This is a genomic window from Marinomonas dokdonensis, assembly GCF_052747885.1.
Genome location: NZ_JBRAND010000006.1, coordinates 94,308 through 119,103, shown reverse-complemented (window position 1 = coordinate 119,103; position 24,796 = coordinate 94,308). Strand labels below are relative to the sequence as shown.

The following is a 24,796-nucleotide window of genomic DNA, read 5'->3' as shown; positions in this document are numbered from 1 at the left end:
TTCCAATGCAATTGAATAGAATGATAAAAGCTCCCAAAATAATTTTAGTCGGCCCAATGGGCGCTGGAAAAACCACCATTGGTCGTTTACTTTCCCAATCAATGGGGAAAGAATTCTATGACTTAGATAAAGTGATAGAAGAAAATGCAGGGGCTGATATTCCTTGGATTTTTGACAAAGAAGGTGAGGACGGTTTTCGTAAACGTGAAACCCAAGTGTTGACAAACATGCTGGAAGACCCGCAACACAGTGCGGTGTTAGCAACTGGTGGGGGCATTGTTATGCGAGAGGAGAATCGACAGATTCTTCGAGAAGGAGCCCTAGTCATTTATCTATACGCTTCTGTTGCCCAACAACTCCATAGAACCTCAAAAAGTAATCACCGTCCTTTATTGCAAGTCGGTGACCCGAAAGCCACTCTAAAGAAACTTTTCCAAGTACGAGATCCTCTATATCGAGAAGTCGCAACGCTAGTGGTCGAGACGGATGCCCGTCACCCACGAGCAGTTGCCAACAAAGTGCTCGATGCCATACATAAACACTTAAAAACGGAGACCCCGGTATCATAATGCGAACTTTATCTGTTGATCTTGGTGAGCGCAGTTACCCTATATACATAGGTCGTGACATTCGCGAGCAAAAAAGTCTGTTTGATCAAGCCATTCATGGCAAGCAAGTCATGATAGTGACGAATAAAACCATCGCGCCTTTATATCTAGACGCAATGGTGGCTATGCTGAGCACAGACTATCAAGTAGATACTTGCATTTTAGAAGACGGCGAACGTTATAAAACTCTAGATACCTATGCTGAAATTATGACGGCGCTATTAGAAGCTAAGCATAATCGCAGTACGACTATTATCGCTCTTGGAGGCGGTGTTGTGGGTGACATGGCAGGCTTTGCTGCCGCGACCTACCAGCGTGGTGTACCTTTCATTCAGGTGCCTACCACCTTGCTATCCCAAGTGGATTCTTCTGTGGGTGGCAAAACCGGTGTGAATCATCCATTGGGTAAAAATATGATTGGGGCTTTTTACCAGCCTCAAGCGGTGATTATTGATACACACACCTTGACGAGCTTGCCTCCTAAAGAATTGTCGGCGGGTATGGCTGAGGTGATCAAATACGGCCTAATTTGCGATAAAGAATTCTTTGACTGGCTAGAAACCAACATTGAAGATCTCATGGCGGTTGATAATGATAAAATCAGCGAAGCGATTTATCGCTCCTGCCTTGCTAAAGCGAATGTAGTGGCTCAAGACGAAAGAGAAGGTGGCATTCGCGCCATTCTTAATCTTGGTCATACTTTCGGTCATGCCATCGAAACCGAAATGGGCTACGGCAATTGGTTACATGGTGAAGCGGTTGCTGCCGGTAGTGTGTTGGCGATCGATCTATCTTGGCGTATGGGGAATTTGAGCGAGCAAGATGTGACCCGTTCGGTCGCACTCTTTAGTGCTGCAAACCTGCCCATCTTACCACCGCCGACCATGACGCTAGAAAGCTTCATTGATCGTATGGTGCTGGACAAAAAAGTCTTAGATGGTAGCCTTCGCTTAGTACTATTGAATGGCATGGGAGATGCCTACGTGACGTCGGATTTCCCTATGGATGAGTTTAATAGCTGTATACTCGATGCCCTAGAAGCAAGTCAGCAACAAGTGTCAGCCAACTAGCAGATATGGGGGCGTCATACCCCATGGAGTAATCAAAGGACGAACATGGCAGAGCACAACTTTCAATTTGATCTTGAAGCTTCTCTCAATCAGCTGCCAAAAGCGACGCTGAGGGACCCTTTTGGTTCAAAGGATGACTCTGTCTATTTTGCTAGCGACGAAGGTAACCAACAATTAGCCTTGTTAGAACACCTAAGTCGCTACAGCAATCTGTTGTCGGTTATTCAAGGGCCTGAGGGCAGTGGTAAGAGTCGATTCTTAATGGAATTTGCTCGCCATCAAGATGATACGACGATTATCAGCCATGTGAAGGCGTCAATGCTGATGACTGCAGGCCAGTTGTTGCAAGCTATGTACGCGGGCTTTGCCAGTCATTTCACCCAGCCACCTAATGAAACCACCTTTGGTCCATTATTGAAGTTTGCCCATGATTTGGAAGCAAAGGGCCAGTCAGCACTGGTACTGATTGATAATGCTCAAGAGCTAAACACAGATGCAGTGAGTATGTTGTTGGATATGATGTCCTTAGCGACAGACAATCAAACTGTGCCCCATGTTGCGTTATTTAGCAGTTACCCCTTGTCCCGTAATCTCGATGCTTACCAAAAGTCTCGCTATGACCAGCTTAGCCATACTTTAACCTTAGCCCCTTATTCGTTAGAACAAACTAAGGCGTATTTGCTGCATCGCGTTCGAGCGGTGGGAGGCAGTATTAACTTGCCTTTCAATGACAAACAAATCAAAAAGATTCATCAGGATTCTGCGGGTTACCCTGGACGAATCAACCAAGTTGCTCAGAGCATGATGGGCAATGGTGATAAAGGGCTGAAACCCTCAGGGAAAGGTTTTAACATAGCGCTAGGTTTTCCTTTAGTGCACATGGCGCTCTTGTCTGTCGTCATGCTGGGTATTCTAGTGGCAGTTCTATTCAGTGACTCGGACGATACTCCAGCGAGTTCAACTGCGGATCGTGGCTCGAACGTGATTCCGTTAAGTCCACGCCAAGGTCAGTCTTCTTCAGAGACCATTGCGCGTATCGATGCCATGCAAAAGCAAATAGGGCAGCAAGGAGCGCTTACTTTACCGCCTATTCCAACAGGAACTGACTTAACGCCGACCAGTACTAGTACTGTTGCGCCAGCGGCTTCTAGTATCCCCACTACCGTCGCAACCCCTACTGTTCCAGTGGCGCCTATTCGAAGCGAAGCGCCAACCCTTGCCCCAGCACCAGAATTAAATCCTGTGACAGCACCAACGCCAACACCTGCGCCAGTAGAAGATAAAGTCGTGCTCGACCCATTCGATAAAACCCAATGGTGGCTGACTCAAAACCCTAACCGCTACACCCTGCAACTATTGGGTACTTATAACCTGAACGCGGTGAAAGACTTTATCCGTAGCCAAGGCAGTGTTGATGTCTTTAGCTACTTTAAAACCATACACAACGGTCGTGATTGGTATGTGGTGGTTTATGGCGCCTACGGCAACCGTAGTGAAGCCATCGGTGTGGTGGAGACCTTACCAAGAGATATTCGTGACCTGAACCCTTGGGCACGAAGTGTTCGTGGTATTCAAGACGATATTAGAAAAGCACAATAGTGTTTTAGATACTTATGGCTATATCAGGGGGTGAATTCCCCTGAAATCTGCGATGAAATTATGCTTTTCTATAAAAAAAGTCGTAATTTAGTAAAAAAAACCATATTTCTCTGAAAAACATGCAGGAACAGTGGAATTTTCTGTTGGAAAAAACTCCAGCCATAGAAAATTCTCTCCCTTAACCCTTTAAGCCACTAAAACCCCGATAAAACACCCCTAAATAACAGAAAACTAGGGTGGGCTCGTTTGAGTAGCACGCGACCGCGGGGTAGTATGTCGATCCGATTTGATGGCTGTTTTTTGCTATTTAGTAATCATTATCAAACAATGCCAATTTTTAAAGCACACGCCTTCAAATAACAAAATTCTAATTTTTCTATTTTTTATGTTTTAACTAACTGTGGGAGTTGGTGTATGAATGCAGGCCTTTATCGCCCTGGCGAATTCAAAGACAACTGTGGTTTCGGCTTAATCGCCCATATGGAAGGTAGTGCCAGTCACGAGCTACTGAAAACCGCTATTGAATCTTTGACATGTATGACACACCGTGGCGGCATCGCAGCTGACGGTAAAACTGGCGATGGTTGTGGTCTTCTAATCCAAAAACCAGATGCATTTTTACGTGCGGAAGCAATGTCCTTGTTTAATCATACTTTGTCGGATTTATACGGCATCGGCATGATCTTCTTAGATCAAGATGAAGACTTGGCCGCTGAACAAAGAGCGACCTTAACAAAGCAACTTGAAGATCAAGAAGTGAATGTAGTGGGTTGGCGTGAAGTGCCAACGGACGCTTCTTGCTTGGGTCGTATTGCGGAAGAGTGTTTACCACGCATTGAACAAGTGTTTATCGACAGTAATCGTATGGACGCTCGTACCTTTGCGACACGTCTGTTTGTGGCTCGTCGTCAAACTGAGCTGGCCTTAGCTCAATATGAAAACTTCTACGTTTGTTCTTTATCTGACAAAGTATTGTCTTATAAAGGCCTAATGATGCCAGTGGATCTGCCTTCTTTTTACAAAGACCTTGGCAATGACAAGCTGAAAACTGCGATTTGTGTTTTCCACCAGCGCTTCTCAACCAACACACTACCAAGATGGCCATTGGCTCAGCCTTTCCGCATGTTGGCCCACAATGGTGAGATCAACACCATCGAAGGTAACCGTAACTGGGCTCTGGCGCGCGCGAACAAACTGCGTTCACCATTGATCCCTGAGCTACAAGACCTTCAGCCTTTGGTTAACCTAACCGGTTCCGACTCTTCTTCTATGGATAACATGTTAGAAGTCTTGGTAACGGGTGGTATGGATATTTTCCGTGCAGCACGCTTGATCATTCCACCAGCGTGGCAAAACGTTGAGAATATGGACCCAGAGCTGCGTGCATTCTACGAATACAACTCTATGCACATGGAACCATGGGATGGTCCAGCCGGTCTTGTAATGACCGATGGCCGCCATGCGATTTGTATGCTTGACCGTAACGGCTTGCGTCCATCTCGTTGGGTCGTTACGAAAAATGGTTTTATCACCCTAGCGTCTGAAATCGGTACTTACGGCTACAAAGACTCTGATGTCGTTGCGAAAGGTCGTGTAGGACCTGGCCAAATGCTGGTGGTTGATACTCAAAATGGCAAGATCTTACACACGGATGATATCGACAATCATCTGAAATCTTTGCATCCGTATAAAAAATGGTTGAAACAAGAAGCGATTCGCGTTGAAACCATGCTGACAGAGTCGTCTCAAGAGTTCGATCACTTCAGCAAAGAAGAAATGCTGACTTACCAAAAGATGTTCCAAGTTTCTTTTGAAGAGCGTGATCAGATTTTCCGTCCATTGGCAGAAAGCGGTCATGAAGGCGTAGGCTCCATGGGTGATGACACGCCTATGGCAGTGATGTCGAGCCAGACTCGTCCGGTCAGTGATTACTTCCGTCAAAAATTTGCTCAGGTTACCAACCCACCGATAGATCCACTACGTGAGTCCATCGTGATGTCGTTGGAAACCTGTATTGGTGTAGAACGTAACCTGTTCGAAGAAACGCCAAAACACGCTAACCGTATTATCTTGTCGTCACCTTTGTTGTCGCCACGTAAGTTCAGCCGCATGTTGGCGATGGACGACCACAGGTTCCGTTTGGTTCGTTTGGACACTAACTATGATCCAGCGCAAACCTCTCTAGAGCAAGCGGTACGTGACCTACAAGTCAAAGCAGAACAAGAAGTTCGTAATGGTGCGGTTATTCTAGTGTTGACCGACCGTGACCTTGTGAAAGGCAGCTTGCCAATTCCAGCACCAATGGCCGTGGGGGCAGTGCATCACCACTTAACGAAAGTGGGCTTGCGTTGTGACTCTAACATTGTTGCTGACACAGGCTTTGCTCGTGACCCTCATCAATTTGCCGTACTACTAGGCTTTGGTGCGACAGCGGTTTACCCATACTTATCTTACCGTCTAATCAATGACATGATTGAGAAGGGCGAAGTGCTGGGCGACCCAATCTCTTGCCACGTGAAATACCGTAAGGGTATTAACAAAGGCTTGATGAAGATTCTGTCGAAAATGGGTATTTCTACCATGGCGTCTTACCGTGGTGCTCAGTTATTTGAAGCCGTGGGTCTATCTAGCAGTGTTATCGATCTATGTTTCAAAGGCGTATCGAGCCGTATTGAAGGGGCAACCTTCATGGACTTCCAGCGTGAGCAAGCTTCTATTGCCAACAACGCTTGGAAGTTGCGTAAGCCAATCCAGCAAGGTGGCTACCTAAAATATGTCCATGATGCGGAATACCATGCTTTCAACCCAGATGTGGTACGTAATCTACAAACTGCGGTGGGCAGTGGTCGTTTTGAAGACTTCACTAAGTACACAGAACTGGTAAATAACCGTCCTGCGTCTATGTTGCGTGACTTGTTTACCTTGTCTGACAAAGCCAAAGCAATTCCGCTAGAAGACGTTGAAAGCATCGACGAAATTTTGCCACGTTTTGACTCTGCTGGTATGTCATTGGGGGCCTTGTCTCCAGAAGCCCATGAAGCCTTAGCACAAGCGATGAATGAATTAGGCTGTCGTTCTAACTCTGGTGAGGGTGGTGAAGACCCAGCTCGTCATGGTACTGAGCGTCGTTCTAAGATTAAGCAGATCGCTTCGGGCCGTTTCGGGGTAACACCTGAATACCTAGTGAATGCTGAAGTACTTCAGATCAAGGTCGCACAAGGTGCGAAACCGGGTGAAGGTGGACAGCTTCCAGGTGGTAAAGTGAACGGTTTGATCGCACGTTTACGTTACGCCGTACCTGGCGTAACCTTGATCTCTCCTCCGCCACACCACGATATTTACTCTATCGAGGATTTGGCGCAGCTGATCTTTGACTTGAAGCAAGTAAACCCAGAAGCTCTAGTATCGGTGAAACTGGTTTCTGAGCCAGGTGTCGGTACCATCGCCGCCGGTGTTGCGAAAGCCTATGCCGACTTGATCACAATTTCCGGTTACGACGGTGGTACAGCAGCATCACCACTAACGTCTATTCGCCATGCGGGTTCTCCATGGGAGCTAGGCTTAGCGGAAGCTCAACAAGCCCTTCGTTCTAACGACTTGCGCGGTAAGATACGTTTGCAAACCGACGGTGGTTTAAAAACAGGTCTAGACGTTGTCAAAGCGGCTATCTTGGGGGCAGAAAGCTTCGGTTTTGGTACCACACCAATGGTTGCTATGGGTTGTAAATTCCTACGTATCTGTCACTTGAACAACTGTGCGACAGGGGTGGCGACTCAAGATCAGCATCTACGTGATGAGCACTTCATCGGTACGGTAGAGATGATCAAAAACTTCTTCCGCTTTATGGCTGAAGACACGCGCCTATGGTTGGCGAAATTGGGTGTTGCAAGTCTACGTGACCTGATTGGCCGTACAGATCTATTGGCGTTGCTACCAGGGGAAACTGAGAAGCAGAAGAACTTGGATCTATCACCAATTTTGAACAATGATTTGATCCCTGCGGACAAGCCTCAATATTGTGAAGCGCCATTCAACCCACCACACGATAAAGGCCTATTGGCGCTGAAAATGTGGGACACGGTGAAAGACGTAATAGAAGAAAAAGAAGGCGGCGAGTTTGCTTTCGATGTGACCAACTGTGACCGTTCGATCGGTGCTCGTCTGTCTGGTGAGATCGCTAAACGTTACGGCAACCAAGGCATGACAGATGCACCTTTGACACTACGTCTAAAAGGTACAGCAGGTCAGAGTTTTGGTGTTTGGAACGCTGGTGGCTTGAACATGTACCTAGAAGGTGATGCCAACGATTACGTAGGTAAAGGTATGACTGGCGGTAAGCTGGTTGTGCGCCCACCACAGGGTTCAGTGTTTGAGTCTCAAGACTCAGCAATTATCGGTAACACCTGTTTGTACGGTGCCACAGGCGGTAAATTGTTTGCAGCGGGTACAGCAGGTGAACGTTTTGCAGTGCGTAACTCAGGTACTCACACTGTCATCGAAGGTGCTGGCGACCACTGTTGTGAATATATGACAGGCGGTATGGTAACGGTACTGGGTAATACAGGTTATAACTTTGGTGCAGGTATGACAGGTGGTTTCGCCTACGTACTGGATTTGGATCGTACCTTCGTGGACAAATACAATCACGAGTTGGTCGAAATTCACCGTATCGGTACCGAGTTAACCGAAGAGTATCGTTCACATCTTCGTTCTGTGATCGAAGAATATGTTCGTGAAACTGACAGCGCATGGGGCCATGAAATCCTAGAAAATTTCTATGACTACATTGGTAAATTCTGGCTAGTGAAACCAAAAGCCGCGAGTCTTGGCGCGCTATTAGCAAGCACGCGTCAACGTCCAGAATAAAACACGCGATCACAATGCCTGAATGCAGGCATTGTGAACAAAACAGTTTGACCCATTTGAGAGAGAGTGCCGCTCGTTGAGAGTGGCCACAGGAGATAGCAGCTTATGTCTGAGCGCTTGAACAATGCATTTCAGTTCGTCGAAGTGGATCGTAAAGACCCGAAAAAGAAGCCTTTAATTACTCGTAAGGCGCAGTTCGTCGAAATTTATAAGCCCTTTGAAGAAGAAGGGGCGAAAGACCAAGCACACCGTTGTTTAGAGTGTGGTAACCCTTATTGTGAGTGGAAGTGCCCAGTGCACAACTACATTCCAAACTGGTTGAAACTGGTCAGCGAAGGCAGCATCTTAGAAGCTGCTGAGCTAAGCCATCAAACCAACTCACTACCAGAAGTTTGTGGCCGTGTTTGTCCACAAGACCGTCTTTGTGAAGGAGCCTGTACCCTTGGCGAAGGTGGCTTTGGTGCCGTGACGATTGGCTCTGTTGAAAAATACATCACGGATACTGCCTTTGCTTTAGGCTGGCGTCCAGATATGAGCAATGTTGTGCCGGCGAACAAAACCGTTGCCATAGTGGGTGCAGGGCCTGCGGGCTTAGCGTGTGCCGATATTCTTGTGCGCAACGGTGTTAAGCCTGTGGTATTTGATAAATACCCAGAGATAGGTGGCTTGCTAACCTTTGGTATTCCAGAATTTAAACTTGAAAAGAGCGTGATGACTCGTCGCCGTGAAATCTTTGAAGAAATGGGTGTTGAATTCGTATTGGGTACATCTGTCGGTGAAGACGTCCCATTTGAGCATGTGCTAGAAGAGTACGATGCTGTTTTCCTTGGTATGGGAACTTACAAGTACATGAAGGGCGGTTTCCCGGGCGAAGATTTACCAGGGGTACACGACGCACTGGATTACTTGATTTCGAATGTGAACCACTGCCTAGACTTCGAAGAAGACGAAGCAGACTACATTAACCTTAAAGGCAAAAAAGTTGTGGTACTTGGTGGTGGTGATACGGCCATGGACTGTAACCGTACTGCCATTCGCCAGGGCGCGAAAAGCGTATCTTGTGCTTACCGTCGTGACCAAGAAAACATGCCGGGTTCTCGTAAAGAAGTCAAAAATGCTCGCGAAGAAGGCGTGCAATTCCTATTCAACCGCCAGCCTGTAGAAATCATTGGTGATGGCAAGGTTGAAGGCATTAAAGTGGTTGAGACACAAATGGGCGAGCCAGACGAAAATGGCCGTCGTAGTGCTGAGGTCATTGAAGGTAGTGAACAAGTGATTCCTGCGGACGCTATCTTGGTTGCCTTTGGTTTCCAAGCCAGCCCAGCGCCTTGGTTTGAGAAGTTTGGTATCGAAACCGATGCTCGCGGTCGAGTGATCGCCCCAAGCAAGGGTAAGTTTATGTTCCAAACGACCAATGAAAAAATCTTTGCTGGTGGTGATATGGTACGTGGTTCTGACTTGGTGGTTACGGCCATTGACGAAGGCCGTAAAGCCGCTGAAGGCATTATGGACTTCCTCGACGTATAAACTGAGTAAGTACAACAAAAAACGGGCATCAGTGATCTGATGCCCGTTTTTTTATGGTGCTAATGTAACCTATTCGGCTTTAGCGGTTGGGTGGATCAAAGCCAAACTTTCTTCCGCGAAGCCCATACCAGCCTCAGTGTAGAAGTTAAAGACATTATCTATGCCGGAAGCGAGCAGTTCTTCGCGCTCATCTTGGTAGCGAGCAATCGCGGCAATGTGCCCTTGGTAGTTAGCTTTACGCAGCTGTATAGCAATGTTGGTACTGTCTTCTGCAATAGGCAGGGCTAACAATATAAGTCGCATACCACTGGTATCCAGTCTCTCCCATAAGTCGGCATCTTCACCATCACCATAAAAGACATTTTGCTGAGCCTCTTTCATGGTCTGAATACGGTTCTTATCCGCATCCATGCCTGCCACGGTACCCTCTGCAAGGCAGTTTAGGGATTCAAACGCACCACGACCAACTCGACCTAGACCCACCACAAGTATCTCAGCGTTAGGCGGCTGCACAAAGATATCTTCTGGTAGACACTTAGGTGTTTCAAAGCGGCGCAAGGCTTCTTTGTTTCTTCGATATAAACGGTGTGCATTGCGATATATCAAGCTGGTAATCACAAAAGAGAAAGACACAGCGAGAGCCAGAATCACCAACCACTCTTTATTTAACCAACCGTTAGCGACACTTAACGCCACGACGATCAAGCCAAACTCGCTGTAGTTGGACAAAATCAGCGACGACAAGAACGAAGTACGACTGCGCAACTGGAGTTTGGAAAACAGTACGAAGAAGAGCACAAACTTGATCAGCATAACGAGAGTGATCAGCAAGCTCATCAGTATCATGTCGAGGCTTGGAAGGGCCGTGAAGCCGATGGATAAGAAGAAGCCAATCAAGAACAAATCTTTGAAGTTCATCAATGACTTATTCATTTCCGTCGCTTTCGGATGAGAGGCCAGCAAAATACCGAAAATGAGTGCCCCTAAATCACCTTTTACCCCAACCAAGTAGAAGAGCTCATAGCCCCCTAGTGCTAAGAATAAGCCGGTTAGAGGGAGCATTTCACCGTGCCCCGCTTGGTCAACAATGCGGTTAATGATGGGGCGTAGCAAGAGCAAGCCAAACAAACCAATCGCCCAAATGGAAGGGATGTTACCTGTCGCAGCAACCAAGAAGATCACCGCCACTATGTCTTGCATGACCAAAACACCAAGAGAAAGCTGACCATGACGCGTTTTTAGCTCCCCAGTTTCTTCCAATAGCTTCATCACACAAACGGTGCTGGAGAAGCTTAGGGCAAAGCCTATAAGGGCTGCGGTGCTGAACTCTAACACGCCAAAGTAGGGCAGACTCAAGATGGTAAGCAACATGGCAATACCCGCAAAGGTAATGCTCCAGACCCCCATATGGGAAAGCGTAGAGGCCCAAACTTCCCGTTTCAGCAAGTCTTGTACGTGCAGTTTTAAACCAATGCTAAACAGCATCAGGGTGATACCAATGTTCGCGAGCGAATCTAAGGTGCTACTGGCTTCGAAACCAAGAAAATTGAGGAGAAAACCGGCTAACAGGAAACCGATCAAAGGGGGCAAATTGATCATTTTGACGGCTAAGCCGCAAACAAAAGCAAACAAGAGCCAAATAAATTCCATGAAGACCTTCTAATAATGGATAGGGAAATGACGTTTTTCAATGGTACGAAAATCATGCCAAAAACGCAGTAGCTGAAAGATGATTTATATCAGGGGTTAATTTATCTGTGTTGTGGGTAACGGCACAAGGACTTTTTATAGTAAGGTAGCAGGTTAATTGAGACCAGCAGTAAGGATGATGAAGTGGCTATATTTGGAAAGTTTTTCGAAGCAAAAAAACAGCTGCCAGAAAAGGAATTTATTGTACTTTTTGCCATTTTAACCTCACTGACGGCCCTCAGTATTGACGCCATGTTACCCGCTTTTCCTGATATCAGCCGTGATCTGAATATCCAAGATTATCAACATACTCAATGGATTATCTCTGCGCTCATCTTCGGCATGATGTTTGGGGAAATTATTTTTGGCCCTTTATCGGATGCCATAGGGCGTAAAAGCAGTATTTTGCTCGGTGTGGGCATTTATCTGGTCGGCACCATTATGGCCCTGTGTGCTGATTCATTGTGGATGCTTCTTGCGGGGCGGGTTGTGCAAGGCTTTGGTGTGGCCGGGCCAAAAATCGCTTCCCGGGCATTGATTCGGGATCTCTACCAAGGTTCTGCCATGGCGCGCATCATGTCTTATGTGATGGTGATTTTTATCCTTGTGCCTATGCTGGCACCTGCCTTTGGGCAACTCATCATGCAGCTCGGCCATTGGCGTTGGATCTTTGCTGCCTTGATGATACAGGCTTTAATTGCCTCCCTTTGGCTGATTTTCCGACAAGAAGAGACCCTGCCCAAAGATAGACGTTTGCCTCTAGAAGTTTCGCGGTTGATAAATAGCGCCAAGTTTATTCTCTCTCGGAAAGATGTGGTTGCTTACACAGGAATTGCTGGGCTTATTTTTGGTGGTTTGATGCTGTATTTAAGTATCGCCCAATCCATCTTTCAGGATGTTTACCAGCTTGGGGATAATTTCCCACTTTATTTCGCCATGGTGGCATCTGGCTCTGGTTTAGCGAACCTACTGAATGCTCGCATCGTCCAACGAGTCGGGATGAAGCCCTGCGTGGCTTTTGCGCTCATACTCATGTTTAGCACGGCTGGATTGCTGAGTGTGCTGTCCATGTGGTATTCAGGAGTGCCGCCATTTTGGCTGTTTATGATGTTGGGGATTGCTATGTTCGCTTGTTTGGGGATGGTGTTTGGTAACATCAATGCCTTAGCCATGGAGCCTCTAGGTAAGGTGGCCGGCTTAGCTGCCGCAATGATTTCGTCTGCTTCGAGTTTAGTCGCCATTGTGGCAGCGACCTTGATGGGGCAATTTTATCACTTCACCGTCACCCCTTTAGCTTTCGGCTTTTTGATCTTCTCGGGTTTAGGTTACCTTTTGCTGCGTTATGCTCGTCATTATCAACATGATGAGCAAACACCGAGCGATAACAAATGAGGCAAAGATAAAGTCATGGCTGTCATCAGATAGTGGTAAAAGTGCGGTAGAATAGCTGCCAATTGTTATCCGCATCCGAGAATGATATGCCAACCCAAACATCCGCTGCCCCTTCTTTAGGCAAACAACTTTTTGACATGACCTGGCCTATGCTCTTTGGCATCTTATCTATGATGAGCTTCCAATTGGTAGACAGTGCTTTCATCGGCCAATTAGGGGTTCTGCCCCTTGCCGCACAAGGTTTTACACTGCCTATCCAGATGATCATTATTGGTATCCAAGTGGGTTTAGGCATTGCCACCACGGCAATTATCGCTCGCGCACTCGGCGCAGAAAGAGTTCGCTACGCCAAACAGTTAGGTGGTTTGGTTATCATCATTGGCAGTGTTGGTATTGCCATTATCTGTTTGCTGCTGTGGCTTTTTCGCTACCTGTTGTTAGCCCTGTTAAGCGCCCCAGAGGATGTTTATGCCTCTATTGATGCTTATTGGCCTTACTGGCTAATAAGCGCTTGGGTTGGCGCTGTGTTGTATTTCTATTACAGCTTGTGTCGTGCCAACGGCAACACCATGTTGCCAGGCTTGATGATGATTTTTACCAGTGTGCTCAATATGCTGCTAGACCCCTTGTTTATTTTTACCTTTGGCCTTGGGCTGGAAGGGGCCGCTATGGCGACGATTGTGGCGTTTGGTATAGGTTTGTTAGTGGTCACTCCTAAGGTCATGAAAAACCATTGGCTGAGTTTAGATTGGAATGACCTCAATGTTTATAAAAGCGTATTGGAAATCGCTCATATTATGGGCCCTGCGATGATCAGCCAGCTGTTACCGCCTATCTCCTCTATGCTGGCCACCAAACTCATTGCAGGTTTTGGTACTGCGGCGGTGGCGGCATGGGCATTAGGTTCACGGTTTGAGTTCTTTGTTATTGTGCCTGTGTTGGCGCTCACCATGTCTATGCCTCCGATGATTGGTCGCTTGTTGGGGGCGAAGAAATTGGTCGAGGTGCGCCAATTGATTAGTATTGCGAGTCGCTTCGTGATCCTTTCTCAATTGGTGATAGCTGTGTTGGCTTTCATGGGAGCATCATCTCTCGCTCAGCTATTGTCTGGGGAAGAAAGCGTAGCAAACATTCTGAGTTGGCATCTTATGCTAGTGCCAATCAGTTTAGGGGCGTTGGGGTTGTGTATGGTGATGGTGTCCGTTTCTAATGCTATAGGGCGCTCCTATACGGCCTTAACCATTTCGGCCCTGCGCCTGTTCGCCTTCTTTTTACCCTGTATCTGGCTGGGGTCAGAAATTGGCGGACTACAAGGTGTTTTTGTGGGCGTTTTGGTGGGTAATCTGCTGGCAGGTTTATGTGCTTGGGTGGTTTGTCAAAAAGCATTACGACGTGTTGAGGCCGAAACTCAAGCGAATTAAGCAGAAGATTTGGCATAGACCACTAAAAGCATTAAGAGACCGTAAATTATTGGCGTGTGGACGCGACAAGAGTTGAAAATACAGGTGATAATGAATATCATTAAAGAATATTAACCCTGTATGGAGACTTTTGTGGACGACTTAGTAAAACAACAGATTATTGACTTCTTGCAAGTTGGTGGTCCTGTGGTATGGATACTGATGGTCTTTTCCGTTGTCGCGTTAACCATTGTGCTATTAAAACTTTGGCAGTTCTCTTCCCTACGAGCAGAAAGTTTAAAAACGTCAAATCAAGCTTTGGCGCTATGGCGCGCTGGCGACAAAGATAAGGCTCTAGAGACTTTGCAGCAAAAGCGTCCTATTGATGCTTTGGTGGCATTTAGCATGGAAAGCATTACGGCTAACCGTCTCCATGTTGACCTGATCCGTGAAGAAGTTGAGCGTCGTGCCATGAACTTACTTGGACAACTGCGAGCTTACCTTCGACCTCTCGAAATCATTGCGACACTCAGCCCATTACTCGGTCTGCTTGGTACTGTTTTGGGTATGATTACCGCATTCCAGCAAATGGAAGGTGCGGGCAGTCAAGTTGACCCATCGGTATTGTCTGGTGGTATCTGGCAAGCCTTGTTGACCACGGCTGTAGGTTTGGCCGTTGCTATTCCAGTTGTAAGTTTACACAGCTGGCTAGAACGTAAAGTTGAGCGTATTGCCCATAATATGAATGACGCAGTGACTCAGGTTTTTACGGCTCAATCTGTTGAAGCGCTCAAGGATGAGGCTCAAAAAGAGGTCTTGCATGCCGCTTAACCTGGAACAACCAAAGCGTAAGCAAGCGATTAGCTTAACGCCTTTGATTGATGTGGTTTTTATTCTCCTGTTATTTTTCATGCTAACGTCCAGCTTTGTGCCTTGGCGTATCCTAGATACGCCCTTGGCGGTGCATACGCCACCACAAGAGCAAGATCAAGAAGAGCAAGAAATCATTACCCTGACCCTACAACAAAATGATGGTCAGGTTTGGCAGGACGACATCGCCATTAGATTGTCAGATCGTCAGGCATTTGAAACCTTGGTAAGTGAAAGCAGTGATGCAGTATTTGTGGTGAAAGCAGAGTCGGGAGTGACTTTGCAGAGTTTATTGAAGCTTGCGGATACCCTAAAACTACATGGTGCTGAGACCGTTTCGATTGCAGACGCTTTTGATATGCCGGAGACCCCATGAAATTAGCTGCAAAATTTGCTGCACGTAACGCCAGTGACAATGACGATAACATGGTGCCACTGATCAACGTGGTATTTTTGATGTTGGTCTTCTTTATGGTGGCCGGTCAAATCAAAAAAGCCGATCCGGTGGCCGTTATTCCTCCTACTTCTATTAATGATACCCGTGCAAACAGTGAGCCCAATGCAGTGATTGTGGTGAGCAATGACGAGCTGTATTTGGATGATCAGCCAGTTGTAATGGAAGACATTCAAAGCTTGCTAGAAACCTCATTTAGCGCTGCGGAAAACCAAGCCGATTATTGGGTGCAGGTGAAAGCGGATGGTGGCATCGCCATTGATCAGCTTAGACCTATCTTTAATCAGATACGCTTGGCAGGCTTGGTTAAAGTGAGCTTGGCCACTCAGTTGGAGAGAGAGCAACCATGATAAAAACACATCATTGGTTGTTGGCATCTGCACTGGCAGTATCTGTGCATGGTGTGGCTTTTTACTTGGTCTTCAATGAAGAAGCCGAAGGTGGACAAGCTGCGGGCCAACAGGGTATTGAGTTTGATCTTGGTATGCTAGGCGATATGGGAACCGAGGCAGAAACCAGCGCAGCCCAAGAGGAAGTGGTGGTTGAAGAACCTGTTGAGGTGGAAGAGCCAGAACCGATCGTAGAACCAGAGCCGATCGTAGAGCCAGAACCGGTCGTAGAGCCTGAACCGATTGTAGAGCCAGAGACGATCGTAGAGCCAGAGCCAATCGTAGAACCAGAGCCGATAGTAGAACCAGAACCAGTCATTGAGCCTGAACCAGTCATTGAGCCTGAACCTGTTGAGGTGAAACAAGAATCTCCGGTAGTGATTGAAAAACCAGAGGTTATTATTCCGCCAGAACCAGAACCAGAACCAGAACCAGAACCAGAACCAGAGCCAGAACCAGAACCAGAGCCAGAACCAGAGCCAGAACCAGAGCCAGAGCCAGAGCCAGAACCAAAACCAAAACCTCAGCCAGTAGTTGTCCAAGAACCAGCCCCTGAGCCGGTTGAAAAAGTCGAGGCACCTGTTCAGCCACCTGTGCAAGAGAAGCCCCAAGAAGCTGCGCAAGCGACTCAAAAAGCTTCCACAGGAACCTCCAATGCCAGCACCAGTGGTGGTAATGAAGGCGCTAAAACGGATTACTTTACCAAGCTTGCGGCAGTGCTAGCGCAAAATAAACGTTACCCACGGGCGTCCCGTCGTCGTAATGAAGAGGGTGTGGTAACACTGGCGTTTGTGGTGAACCGTGATGGACAAGTATCGGATGTGGAAATACGCGAGAGCTCAGGTTACAAACGACTTGATAATGCCGTATTGGACATGATCAAACGTGCGACTCCCTTGCCTAAGTTCCCGCCAGATATGGATATGGCCGATCTAAGCATTGTTTTGCCGATCAGTTTTAAGCTTAACTAATCGGCAAAACCAACCGCTCGCCTAGCAAAGTCATGGCCGCTGTTAAGGGGCCTCTTTGCTAGGAAGCAATAACCAGACTTTACCAAAGTGCTTCAATTGGCCTGCGTGAAAGTGGGCATCTTCACCTACCCCTTGATACCAATCAATATGCCCCGCTCCTTTAATGGCACCGCCTTTGTCTTGGGCAAGTAGTAGCTGAAAGCTGTGTCCGATAAGTTGTCCTTGCAGGTCTAGCTTAGGCACTTGCGCGAGCAAAACAGAACCAAGCGGAATGACACTAGGATCCACCGCCGCCGAATACAAAGGGGTTAACGGCACATTGGCAGCGCCTACAGGACGAGTCAGCCCTTCACTAAAAAACAAATAACTTGGGTTGGTTGAGAGGATCTCTCGGTTACGCTCCGGGTGGTCTGCTAACCATTGGCGGATGCTTTGCGCCGAAATGTCTTCACGAGCAATTTCGCCCCGTTCAATCAATTCTTTGCCCAGACTGCGATAGGCATGACCATTAACGCCCCCCCAAGACAGTAACTGCTGTTCGCCGTTTTCGTATTCCACTACCCCAGAGCCTTGCACGTGCAAAAAGAAGTTGTCGACCAAATCTGCGGTATAGGCGATTTCTAACCCTTGACCATCTAACGCCCCTTCAAAATCAATCTCTTCACGGCTTGGGAAAGTGCCGTCAGGCTTGCGCTGACTGGGCTTTCGGTACAGGGGGTATTTGAATGTTTCATCTGCTTGGTGGCGTACTGACAGCACAGGTACATAGTAGCCAGTGATCTGCACATTGCCGCGCTGGTCTTGCCCAGCCAGTTGATAAGCCGTGAGGTTAGGCTGTGTGGCAGGGTTATCTAACCAATCTTGCAATGCTTGGGTGCTGGCCAGTAAGTCCTCTAGGCTCACAGTAAGGTTGCCCAACTGGTACTCTCGCTCGCTGAGCTTATTTAAATACTTTACTTGCTGGGCGAGACCATCTTTAAACACATCATCTGGAACTGGTAAGCCTGGCGGCAGGCTTTCTTTCAAATACAAGGTGTCACGTTTAAGGGCTTGGGTATCACGGCCGTTGTTCTCAAAATCATTCGAGGCGTCAATTTCACGCTGACTGCAGGCGCTTAATACTAATAAAGCCGCTAGGCTTAAACCATGTAGCCAAGGCCGGCTGTTGAGTAAAGAAAAAGAAGGTGAAAATCTGTGTGTCATAACAACAAACCCAGTTTAAAAATCGATAAAAAACAACAAAAAATAAAAAAGTGAGTCGTCAGCTTGCCGATTAATACCCCCTAAATCAAGCGACTTTACAGCATCAATTGCTCGTAGGCTTGGCGTAGGGCAATGAAGGTTTCAGGGTCACCTCCTAAGTCTGGGTGATGCTTTTGTACCAGTTTGCGATAGTGCTGTTTTATTTCGACTTTGCTGGGATTCTCGTGGTCGATGGCGAGGGTTTTAAGGGCCTCTTGCCGGCCAGTTTGATAGCAAGTGCCAAGATAGAAGCTTTCCAATAATCGTGATACTTCTGCCTCATCGGTTTTTTGATACTCCTGCCAGTCCAGATAATAAGCAGCAAGCTTTACATCTGCACTGTTGTCTAATTCTTGCAGCTGCGCCTTGGGTATCACGCTTTTACTCGTCAGCTTAATTTTTAAAGAACTGATTTCAAGGACTAGGTTATCTTCGCGCCATAAGCGACCTTGTAGCTGATATAACGCGTTCATGATCAAGAAATGTTGGCGAAAGAGCTGTAGATTGGCATCGTCGGCCAGTTCATTAAAGGTGGGGTGCTGCTGCTTTAAGGTTTTGAGAATATCAAACTCACTGATGCCATCAGGATGGGCTTTCAGTAGGGTGAGTATTGATGCGACTAAAGGGTTTCTCATTTGGTGCCTTAAATGCGAATATTTAAACCAGTGTAAGCGATTTGGATTTTGATCACCAAATCCATGGTCGCTGATTTTAGTTAGAGGAAGAGATATGTTGTGGATAGTCCTCATCATAGTGTTGGTACTGCTGATTGTCGCGCCGACGTTATGGGTGAAATATACCCTGAAGCGCTATGCTGGCCACAGAGACGATTTACCGGGTACAGGCGGGGAGTTGGCGCAGCATTTGATCAAGCGCTTCGAATTAGATCAAGTGAGTGTGGAGACCACCCAAGAAGGGCGTGACCACTTTGACTTTCAGGCCCATGCGGTGCGTCTCAGCCCAAGTGTATTCAACGGACACTCTCTTACTGCCGTGGCGGTGGCCAGTCACGAAGTCGGCCATGCCTTGGCCCATGAAAGAAATGAAAGCATCGCCAAGTTGAGTCGTCGTTATCGACCCTTATTGATGATCATAGCGAAACTTACCGGGGCATTATTGATTGGCTGGCCACTGATCTCCATGTTGCTGCATTTACCTTATGCGGTGGCGTTGCATGCTTTAGTCGTAGGCTTGTCGGGCTTTTTGGCGGTGCTGGTACAGCTTATTATCTTGCCAGAGGAGTGGGACGCCAGTTTCAATAAAGCGTTACCGATTGTTGCCCAAGGAGAATATGTACCTAAGCAGGATTTGCCAAAAATAAAACGTATTTTAACGGCCTGCGCTTTGACCTATGTGGCGGCGGCCTTGGTTCGCTTGCTCTTCTTCTGGCGTTGGCTGAAACGCTAACCTTCTTGCCCATTCACGACCTCCATTCATCAAAATGACGAATTTGTTACAGAACGCCTATGAAACTGTAACAATTTCGTTTTATGATGGAATATTAACCTTTTGGTTAGTATTAATATTGACCACATCAATCATAGTGTATGGAGAGACATGATGACCCCTTCTATTCTAAGAGGAGCTGCTGTTTTAGCTTCTTCTTTGGCCCTAAGCAGCTTGGCTCAAGCCGCGACCATTGACTTACGCGTCATGGAAACCACAGATATTCACATGAACCTAGTGGATTATGACTACTACGGCGATAAGCAAAGTGATGCAGTGGGGCTTTCACGAGTCGCGACACTGATAAAGGCCGCTCGCGCCGAAGTCAGTAACTCTGTGCTAGTGGATAATGGTGATTTGCTACAGGGTACGCCACTAGGAGATTACGTCGCTAAAGGTCGAGTGCTACGCTACGGAGAAACACATCCAGCGTTTAAAGCCATGAATCTATTAGATTATGATGTGGGGAATATCGGTAACCATGAATTTAACTATGGCTTAGACTTTTTGATGAAAAGCCTAAGTGGGGCAAACTTCCCTTATGTGAACGCCAATGTGTATTTGGACGACGGCGATAAAGACCCTTCAAACGATCAACCTTATTTCCAACCTTACCTGATTAAAGACAAGCAGTTTGTCGATTCCGATGGCAATACGCAAACTGTAAAAATTGGTTATATCGGCTTTGTTCCACCACAAATCATGACTTGGGATAAAGACAACCTAACGGGCAAAGTGGTGGCAAAAGACATTATCGAAACTGCTGAACGCTATGTGCCAGAAATGAAAGCCCAAGGGGCCGATGTGATCATCGCCATTCCCCACAGTGGTATGCAAAATTCCCCTTATATGAAGGGCGAAGAAAACGCGACTTACCATCTCGCCAAAGTGGATGGCATTGATGCCATCTTGTTCGGCCACTCCCATCGCGTCTTCCCTGGGGATAAATCTTTGAATGGACTGGCGGGCGTGGACAACGAAAAAGGCACAGTGTTCGGTAAGTTTGCAACCATGCCGGGCTTTTGGGGCTCTCACCTAGGGGTGATTGATCTAGTGCTAGAAGAAAGCCCACAAGGAGGCTGGCAAGTCGCCGACGGTAAAGCCTCTGTGCGTGCTATTGCCAAGCGTGAAGGGCGTAAAACCATTCCGTTGGTGAAGGCGGATGCCGCCATCAATGATGCCGTAGAAACCGAGCATGAAGGCACCTTGCAATACATGCGTCGTAAAGTGGGTGAGTCCACCGCAGACATTAACAGCTTCTTTGCACTGGTTCAGGATGATCCTTCTATCCAGATCGTGAACAATGCGCAAACTTGGTATGTGCAAAACATTGTTCGTGGCACTTCTTATGAAGGCATGCCTATTTTATCCGCGGGCGCGCCTTTCAAAGCGGGTGGCCGGGGTGGCCCTGAGTATTACACCAATGTCCCTAAGGGTGATATTGCGCTGAAAAATGTTAGCGACTTGTATATCTACCCGAACGATTTAAAAGTTGTGAAGTTGACTGGGGCACAGGTGATTGAATGGCTGGAAGTGGCTGCTGGACAGTTTAACCAGATTGATGGCAATTCTAGCCAAGCACAGGACTTGGTGAATGCGTCTTTCCCAACCTATAACTTTGATGTGATTGATGGTATCGATTATCAAATTAATGTTACCAATCCTGCGCGTTATGATCTAGAAGGTAACTTGGTCAATGCTGACTCCCATCGCATTGAGAAGGTGACTTTTGAAGGTAAGCCTTTGGATAAGGAAGCTGAATTCCTAGTCGCTACCAATAACTACCGTGCTACAGGGGGCGGCCATTTCCCGAACTTATCCGGTGATACCATTGTTATTGATGCCCCAGATAAAAACCGTGATGTGGTGGCGAACTATCTTCTGAGCCAGAAAACCATCAACCCTGAAGCCGATGGCAACTGGAAGTTCGCAAGCTTTGGTAAAGCCAAAGTGCAATTTACTTCCTCTCCTAATGCTAAAGAGCTAGCGCCTAGCAATATGACTTACAAAGCGTTAGACGACAAAGGTTTTGCGATTTTTGAGTTACGTTAATCTTTAGTAAGCTAGACGAAAAAAGCGCCATGATGTAAGTCATGGCGCTTTTTTATTGGGTGTTTTTGAGGCGGCAGTTAGCGTTGCTGGGCGTCGAATTCTGGGTGAATCCACACGGGAGCATTTTCGCTCGCTAGCGCCGGTTTGCCTAAAATAATATCCGCCGCTTTCTCCGCCACCATAATGGTTGGCGCATTTAAGTTACCATTGGTGATGGTTGGGAAAATCGACGAATCGACAACTCTGAGTTGCTTGACGCCTCTCACTTGGCAAGCACTGTCTAATACTGCCATTGGATCGTTGTCAGCACCCATCTTACAGGTACAAGATGGGTGGTAAGCACTTTCTACATTGGCTTTCACCCACTGGTCGATTTCTTCATCAGTTTGAACCTGAGACCCCGGCTGAATCTCTTCGCCGCGATAGTTATCCAAGGGAGACTGTTGCAGGATTTCTCGGGTGAGGCGAATGGTGTCGCGCCAATCTTGCTTATCTTGCTCTGTGCTAATGTAGTTAAACAAGATGCGTGGTTTCGCTCCTGGGTCCGCGGATTCAATCCATAACTTACCACGGCTTTCTGGTTTATTAGGCCCCACATGAACTTGAAAACCATGGCCATCCACTGCGGCTTGACCATCGTAGCGCATGGCGGCAGGCAAGAAATGGTACTGGATATTCGGCCATTTCAAGCCCGCACGTGAACGAATAAAACCACAAGACTCAAAGTGATTGGTTGCTCCCAAGCCGCTCTTGAAGAGTAACCAACGGGCACCAATCAAGCCTTTACTGACCAAACCAAGCTTGCTGTTCAGCGTCACCGGTTGCTTACAAAAGTACTGGAAATAGACTTCAAGGTGATCTTGCAGGTTTTCACCCACGCCCGGTGCGTCAACCACTAAAGGCACACCGGCTTTCTCTAGAACGGCTTTTGGACCTATACCAGAAAGCTGTAGCAGCTGTGGTGAACCCACAGATCCTGCGCTTAAAATGACTTCCTTGCTTGCCAACACAGTTTGAACTTGTGCGTTTTTGCTAAACTCAACGCCCACAGCCTTAGTGCCTTCGAGTAAGACCTTATGAGTCAAAACGCCTGTTTTTAGTGTTAAGTTAGGGCGTTTTAAGGCACGACGTAAATAGGCATTGGAAGTCGAGGCACGGACACCGTCTTTGACCGTCATGTGCATAGGGCCAAAACCTTCTTGGCAATAGCCATTGTAATCATCGGTTTGGCGGTAGCCGGCTTTGACACCCGCATCAATGAAGGCTTGGTAAAGCGGGTTATACGTCATATCGTTGCCATTATTGGTCGATAGAGGACCATTGCCGCCACGATAGGTGTCTTCTCCACCTTTCCAGCTTTCTGCCTTTTTAAAATAGGGCAGACAGCTTTGGTAGTCCCAACCTTGGGCGCCATTTTCTTGCCATTGGTCGAAATCGCAAGCATGACCACGAACGTAAACCATGCCATTAATAGACGAGGATCCACCGAGCACCTTGCCTCTAGGGCAGTGCATTTCACGATTGTCTAAGCCTGGCTCTTTTTCCGTGTGGAATTGCCAAGCGTACTTTTCCGTGTTCATCGGGTATGACAAAGCGGTGGGCATTTGAATAAATACACTTTTATCTGAGCCACCCATTTCCAGCAGTAGTACAGAGTGCTCGCCACTTTCAGTTAAACGATCCGCTAGTACGCAACCTGCAGAGCCCGCCCCGACAATGACATAATCATAGGTCTGTGTTGTCATTCATTGCTCCTGCTTAGTAAGGGTTTTGGACATCGTTTAGATCCACATAAACACTCTTGTTTTGGGTGTAGTGATAGAGGGTTTCAATGCCATTTTCACGGCCAATTCCAGACTCTTTGTAGCCACCCACTGGCATCTCGGCTGGAGATGCACCCCAAGCATTGATCCAACAAATGCCCGCTTGTAGCTGATTGATCACGCGATGAGCACGGGCGAAGTCTTTGGTGAATACTCCAGCGGCCAAGCCATATTTGGTGTCATTGGCGCGCGCGATAACTTCGTCTTCATCACTAAAACTCAACACAGACATAACAGGACCGAAGATTTCATCCTTAACCTGCGGCATATCATCCGTACATTCGGTGAAGACAGTAGGTGCCACAAAAGCGCCTTTGTCTAAACAATTTTCAGTCACCTGATAACCGCCACACAGTAGCTTAGCGCCTGCGGCTTTGGCGGCTTCAATAAAACCTAATACCTTGTGCATGTGGTCTTTAGAAATGAGTGCGCCCACTTGTGTGTCCATGTCCATTGGGTCACCAACTACCATAGCTTGGGTGCGAGTTTTTAGCTCGGCGGTGAAAGCGTCCATGATGTCTTGATGAACAAACACTCGAGTACCATTGGTGCAGACTTCCCCTTGGGTGTAAAAGTTGGCCAGCATTGCCGCTGAAACTGCTTGATCTACCGGCATATCTGGGAAAATAATCATGGGCGATTTACCGCCAAGTTCCATGGTGACCTGCTTTAAAGATTGGGCTGAAGCCGCCATCACTTTTTTACCTGTACCGACTTCTCCGGTGAAGGAAACCTTGTCGATTTGTGGGTGGCTGGTAATCATTTGCCCCGTCCGAGCGTCCCCTTGAACCACATTGAAAACACCGTCTGGTAAGCCTGCTTGAGTGTATATTTCAGCAAGTTTCAGAGCCGTTAGAGGGGTTTCCTCAGAAGGTTTGAAGATCATGGCATTACCTGCAGCGAGGGCAGGACCAGACTTCCAGCAAGCAATTTGAATCGGATAATTCCAAGCGCCTATGCCAGCACAAACACCAAGCGGCTCACGGCGGGTATAAAAGAAATTACCATTACCTAAATCTTGGTATTCCCCTTGGATTTTATTGGTTAAGCCCGCGTAGTATTCAATAACATCGGCACCTGTTTCAATGTCTACACAGATGGCTTCTTGCAGTGGCTTACCCGTATCAAGCACTTCTAGGCGTGCTAGCTCTTCGTTATGTTCACGCAATAAATCCGCTGCTTTTTTAAGAATACGGCCGCGTTCTACAGGGCTCATGGCAGCCCAAACTTTTTGCCCTTGGATAGCAGAAGCTACTGCAGCATCCAGTTCAGCTTGGCCAGCTTGCTCTATGGTAGCGATTACTTCGCCAGTGGCAGGATTGAGGCTGTCAAAAGTTTCCTCACTCGTGGAACCATGATATTGGCCATGAATGTACTGTTGGTGATGTGCCATGATAA

General features: G+C 47.3%; 18 protein-coding genes. 13 read left to right on the top strand and 5 right to left on the bottom strand.

The window, feature by feature from the left end; all coding sequences use genetic code 11:
- The first annotated feature begins 20 nt into the window (after positions 1–20).
- The 5 genes from ACUM5Y_RS14495 to ACUM5Y_RS14475 all read left to right on the top strand — a co-directional run bounded on the left by ACUM5Y_RS14495 (position 21) and on the right by ACUM5Y_RS14475 (position 9,670).
- Complete coding sequence (locus ACUM5Y_RS14495) at positions 21–569, top strand: shikimate kinase (protein ID WP_445977604.1); 549 nt, start codon at positions 21–23, stop codon at positions 567–569.
- The gene (gene aroB, locus ACUM5Y_RS14490) at positions 569–1,678 is read left to right on the top strand and encodes a 3-dehydroquinate synthase (protein ID WP_445977603.1); all 1,110 of its coding nucleotides are present in this window, start codon (positions 569–571) and stop codon (positions 1,676–1,678) included. Before ACUM5Y_RS14495 ends, aroB begins: the two co-directional genes overlap by 1 nt.
- A 45-nt stretch (positions 1,679–1,723) precedes the next feature.
- Entirely contained in the window at positions 1,724–3,277 is a 1,554-nt protein-coding gene (locus ACUM5Y_RS14485; protein ID WP_445977602.1) for an SPOR domain-containing protein, read from the top strand.
- Positions 3,278–3,691: 414 nt separating this feature from the next.
- Entirely contained in the window at positions 3,692–8,143 is a 4,452-nt protein-coding gene (gene gltB, locus ACUM5Y_RS14480) for a glutamate synthase large subunit (protein WP_445977601.1), read from the top strand.
- Between the two features lie 105 nt (positions 8,144–8,248).
- Positions 8,249–9,670: a glutamate synthase small subunit GltD family protein gene (locus tag ACUM5Y_RS14475; protein ID WP_445977600.1), complete on the top strand. Its 1,422-nt coding sequence runs from the start codon at positions 8,249–8,251 to the stop codon at positions 9,668–9,670.
- Between the two features lie 69 nt (positions 9,671–9,739).
- Here ACUM5Y_RS14475 and ACUM5Y_RS14470 read toward each other — a convergent pair whose 3' ends face one another.
- A complete protein-coding gene (locus ACUM5Y_RS14470; protein ID WP_445977599.1) occupies positions 9,740–11,320 on the bottom strand; it encodes a cation:proton antiporter domain-containing protein in 1,581 nt (526 codons plus the stop codon).
- 183 nt (positions 11,321–11,503) lie between these two features.
- Between ACUM5Y_RS14470 and ACUM5Y_RS14465 the strand changes: the two genes are divergently transcribed.
- From ACUM5Y_RS14465 to ACUM5Y_RS14440, 6 genes are all read left to right on the top strand, one after another.
- Entirely contained in the window at positions 11,504–12,751 is a 1,248-nt protein-coding gene (locus ACUM5Y_RS14465; protein WP_445977598.1) for a multidrug effflux MFS transporter, read from the top strand.
- Between the two features lie 86 nt (positions 12,752–12,837).
- Positions 12,838–14,172 (top strand): MATE family efflux transporter, encoded by a 1,335-nt coding sequence (locus ACUM5Y_RS14460; protein ID WP_445977597.1) that lies wholly within the window; start codon positions 12,838–12,840, stop codon positions 14,170–14,172.
- 132 nt (positions 14,173–14,304) lie between these two features.
- Positions 14,305–14,982 (top strand): MotA/TolQ/ExbB proton channel family protein, encoded by a 678-nt coding sequence (locus tag ACUM5Y_RS14455; RefSeq protein ID WP_445977596.1) that lies wholly within the window; start codon positions 14,305–14,307, stop codon positions 14,980–14,982.
- Positions 14,972–15,397: an ExbD/TolR family protein gene (locus ACUM5Y_RS14450; RefSeq protein ID WP_445977595.1), complete on the top strand. Its 426-nt coding sequence runs from the start codon at positions 14,972–14,974 to the stop codon at positions 15,395–15,397. The genes ACUM5Y_RS14455 and ACUM5Y_RS14450 overlap by 11 nt, the downstream gene beginning before the upstream one ends.
- Positions 15,394–15,825 carry an ExbD/TolR family protein gene (locus ACUM5Y_RS14445; RefSeq protein WP_445977594.1) on the top strand — a complete coding sequence of 144 codons (432 nt, stop codon included), beginning with the start codon at positions 15,394–15,396 and terminating at the stop codon, positions 15,823–15,825. Before ACUM5Y_RS14450 ends, ACUM5Y_RS14445 begins: the two co-directional genes overlap by 4 nt.
- Complete coding sequence (locus ACUM5Y_RS14440; protein ID WP_445977593.1) at positions 15,822–16,835, top strand: energy transducer TonB; 1,014 nt, start codon at positions 15,822–15,824, stop codon at positions 16,833–16,835. The genes ACUM5Y_RS14445 and ACUM5Y_RS14440 overlap by 4 nt, the downstream gene beginning before the upstream one ends.
- Before the next feature lie 42 nt (positions 16,836–16,877).
- Here ACUM5Y_RS14440 and mltA read toward each other — a convergent pair whose 3' ends face one another.
- Together mltA and ACUM5Y_RS14430 are read right to left on the bottom strand one after the other, a co-directional pair.
- Positions 16,878–18,038: a murein transglycosylase A gene (gene mltA, locus ACUM5Y_RS14435; protein ID WP_445977592.1), complete on the bottom strand. Its 1,161-nt coding sequence runs from the start codon at positions 18,036–18,038 to the stop codon at positions 16,878–16,880.
- Positions 18,039–18,133: 95 nt separating this feature from the next.
- Positions 18,134–18,712 (bottom strand): DNA-J related domain-containing protein, encoded by a 579-nt coding sequence (locus ACUM5Y_RS14430; RefSeq protein WP_445977591.1) that lies wholly within the window; start codon positions 18,710–18,712, stop codon positions 18,134–18,136.
- Between the two features lie 94 nt (positions 18,713–18,806).
- On the opposite strand from ACUM5Y_RS14430, the gene ACUM5Y_RS14425 reads away from it, so the two are divergent.
- Both ACUM5Y_RS14425 and ACUM5Y_RS14420 read left to right on the top strand, forming a co-directional pair.
- Positions 18,807–19,484 (top strand): zinc metallopeptidase, encoded by a 678-nt coding sequence (locus ACUM5Y_RS14425; protein ID WP_445977590.1) that lies wholly within the window; start codon positions 18,807–18,809, stop codon positions 19,482–19,484.
- 153 nt (positions 19,485–19,637) lie between these two features.
- Positions 19,638–21,575: a bifunctional 2',3'-cyclic-nucleotide 2'-phosphodiesterase/3'-nucleotidase gene (locus tag ACUM5Y_RS14420; protein ID WP_511008251.1), complete on the top strand. Its 1,938-nt coding sequence runs from the start codon at positions 19,638–19,640 to the stop codon at positions 21,573–21,575.
- Positions 21,576–21,652: 77 nt separating this feature from the next.
- On the opposite strand, the gene betA is transcribed toward ACUM5Y_RS14420, so the two are convergent.
- Positions 21,653–23,320, bottom strand: coding sequence for a choline dehydrogenase (betA, locus tag ACUM5Y_RS14415; protein ID WP_445977588.1), 1,668 nt, complete (start codon positions 23,318–23,320; stop codon positions 21,653–21,655).
- 13 nt (positions 23,321–23,333) lie between these two features.
- Positions 23,334–24,791 carry a betaine-aldehyde dehydrogenase gene (gene betB, locus ACUM5Y_RS14410; protein WP_445977587.1) on the bottom strand — a complete coding sequence of 486 codons (1,458 nt, stop codon included), beginning with the start codon at positions 24,789–24,791 and terminating at the stop codon, positions 23,334–23,336.
- Between the last annotated feature and the right edge of the window lie 5 nt (positions 24,792–24,796).

Coding starts and splice junctions, on each gene's coding strand:
- ACUM5Y_RS14495 (WP_445977604.1), top strand. CDS start 21: ATGATAAAAGCTCCCAAAATAATTTTAGTCGGCCCAATGGGCGCTGGA.
- aroB (WP_445977603.1), top strand. CDS start 569: ATGCGAACTTTATCTGTTGATCTTGGTGAGCGCAGTTACCCTATATAC.
- ACUM5Y_RS14485 (WP_445977602.1), top strand. CDS start 1,724: ATGGCAGAGCACAACTTTCAATTTGATCTTGAAGCTTCTCTCAATCAG.
- gltB (WP_445977601.1), top strand. CDS start 3,692: ATGAATGCAGGCCTTTATCGCCCTGGCGAATTCAAAGACAACTGTGGT.
- ACUM5Y_RS14475 (WP_445977600.1), top strand. CDS start 8,249: ATGTCTGAGCGCTTGAACAATGCATTTCAGTTCGTCGAAGTGGATCGT.
- ACUM5Y_RS14470 (WP_445977599.1), bottom strand. CDS start 11,320: ATGGAATTTATTTGGCTCTTGTTTGCTTTTGTTTGCGGCTTAGCCGTC.
- ACUM5Y_RS14460 (WP_445977597.1), top strand. CDS start 12,838: ATGCCAACCCAAACATCCGCTGCCCCTTCTTTAGGCAAACAACTTTTT.
- ACUM5Y_RS14450 (WP_445977595.1), top strand. CDS start 14,972: ATGCCGCTTAACCTGGAACAACCAAAGCGTAAGCAAGCGATTAGCTTA.
- ACUM5Y_RS14445 (WP_445977594.1), top strand. CDS start 15,394: ATGAAATTAGCTGCAAAATTTGCTGCACGTAACGCCAGTGACAATGAC.
- ACUM5Y_RS14440 (WP_445977593.1), top strand. CDS start 15,822: ATGATAAAAACACATCATTGGTTGTTGGCATCTGCACTGGCAGTATCT.
- mltA (WP_445977592.1), bottom strand. CDS start 18,038: ATGACACACAGATTTTCACCTTCTTTTTCTTTACTCAACAGCCGGCCT.
- ACUM5Y_RS14430 (WP_445977591.1), bottom strand. CDS start 18,712: ATGAGAAACCCTTTAGTCGCATCAATACTCACCCTACTGAAAGCCCAT.
- ACUM5Y_RS14425 (WP_445977590.1), top strand. CDS start 18,807: ATGTTGTGGATAGTCCTCATCATAGTGTTGGTACTGCTGATTGTCGCG.
- ACUM5Y_RS14420 (WP_511008251.1), top strand. CDS start 19,638: ATGACCCCTTCTATTCTAAGAGGAGCTGCTGTTTTAGCTTCTTCTTTG.
- betA (WP_445977588.1), bottom strand. CDS start 23,320: ATGACAACACAGACCTATGATTATGTCATTGTCGGGGCGGGCTCTGCA.
- betB (WP_445977587.1), bottom strand. CDS start 24,791: ATGGCACATCACCAACAGTACATTCATGGCCAATATCATGGTTCCACG.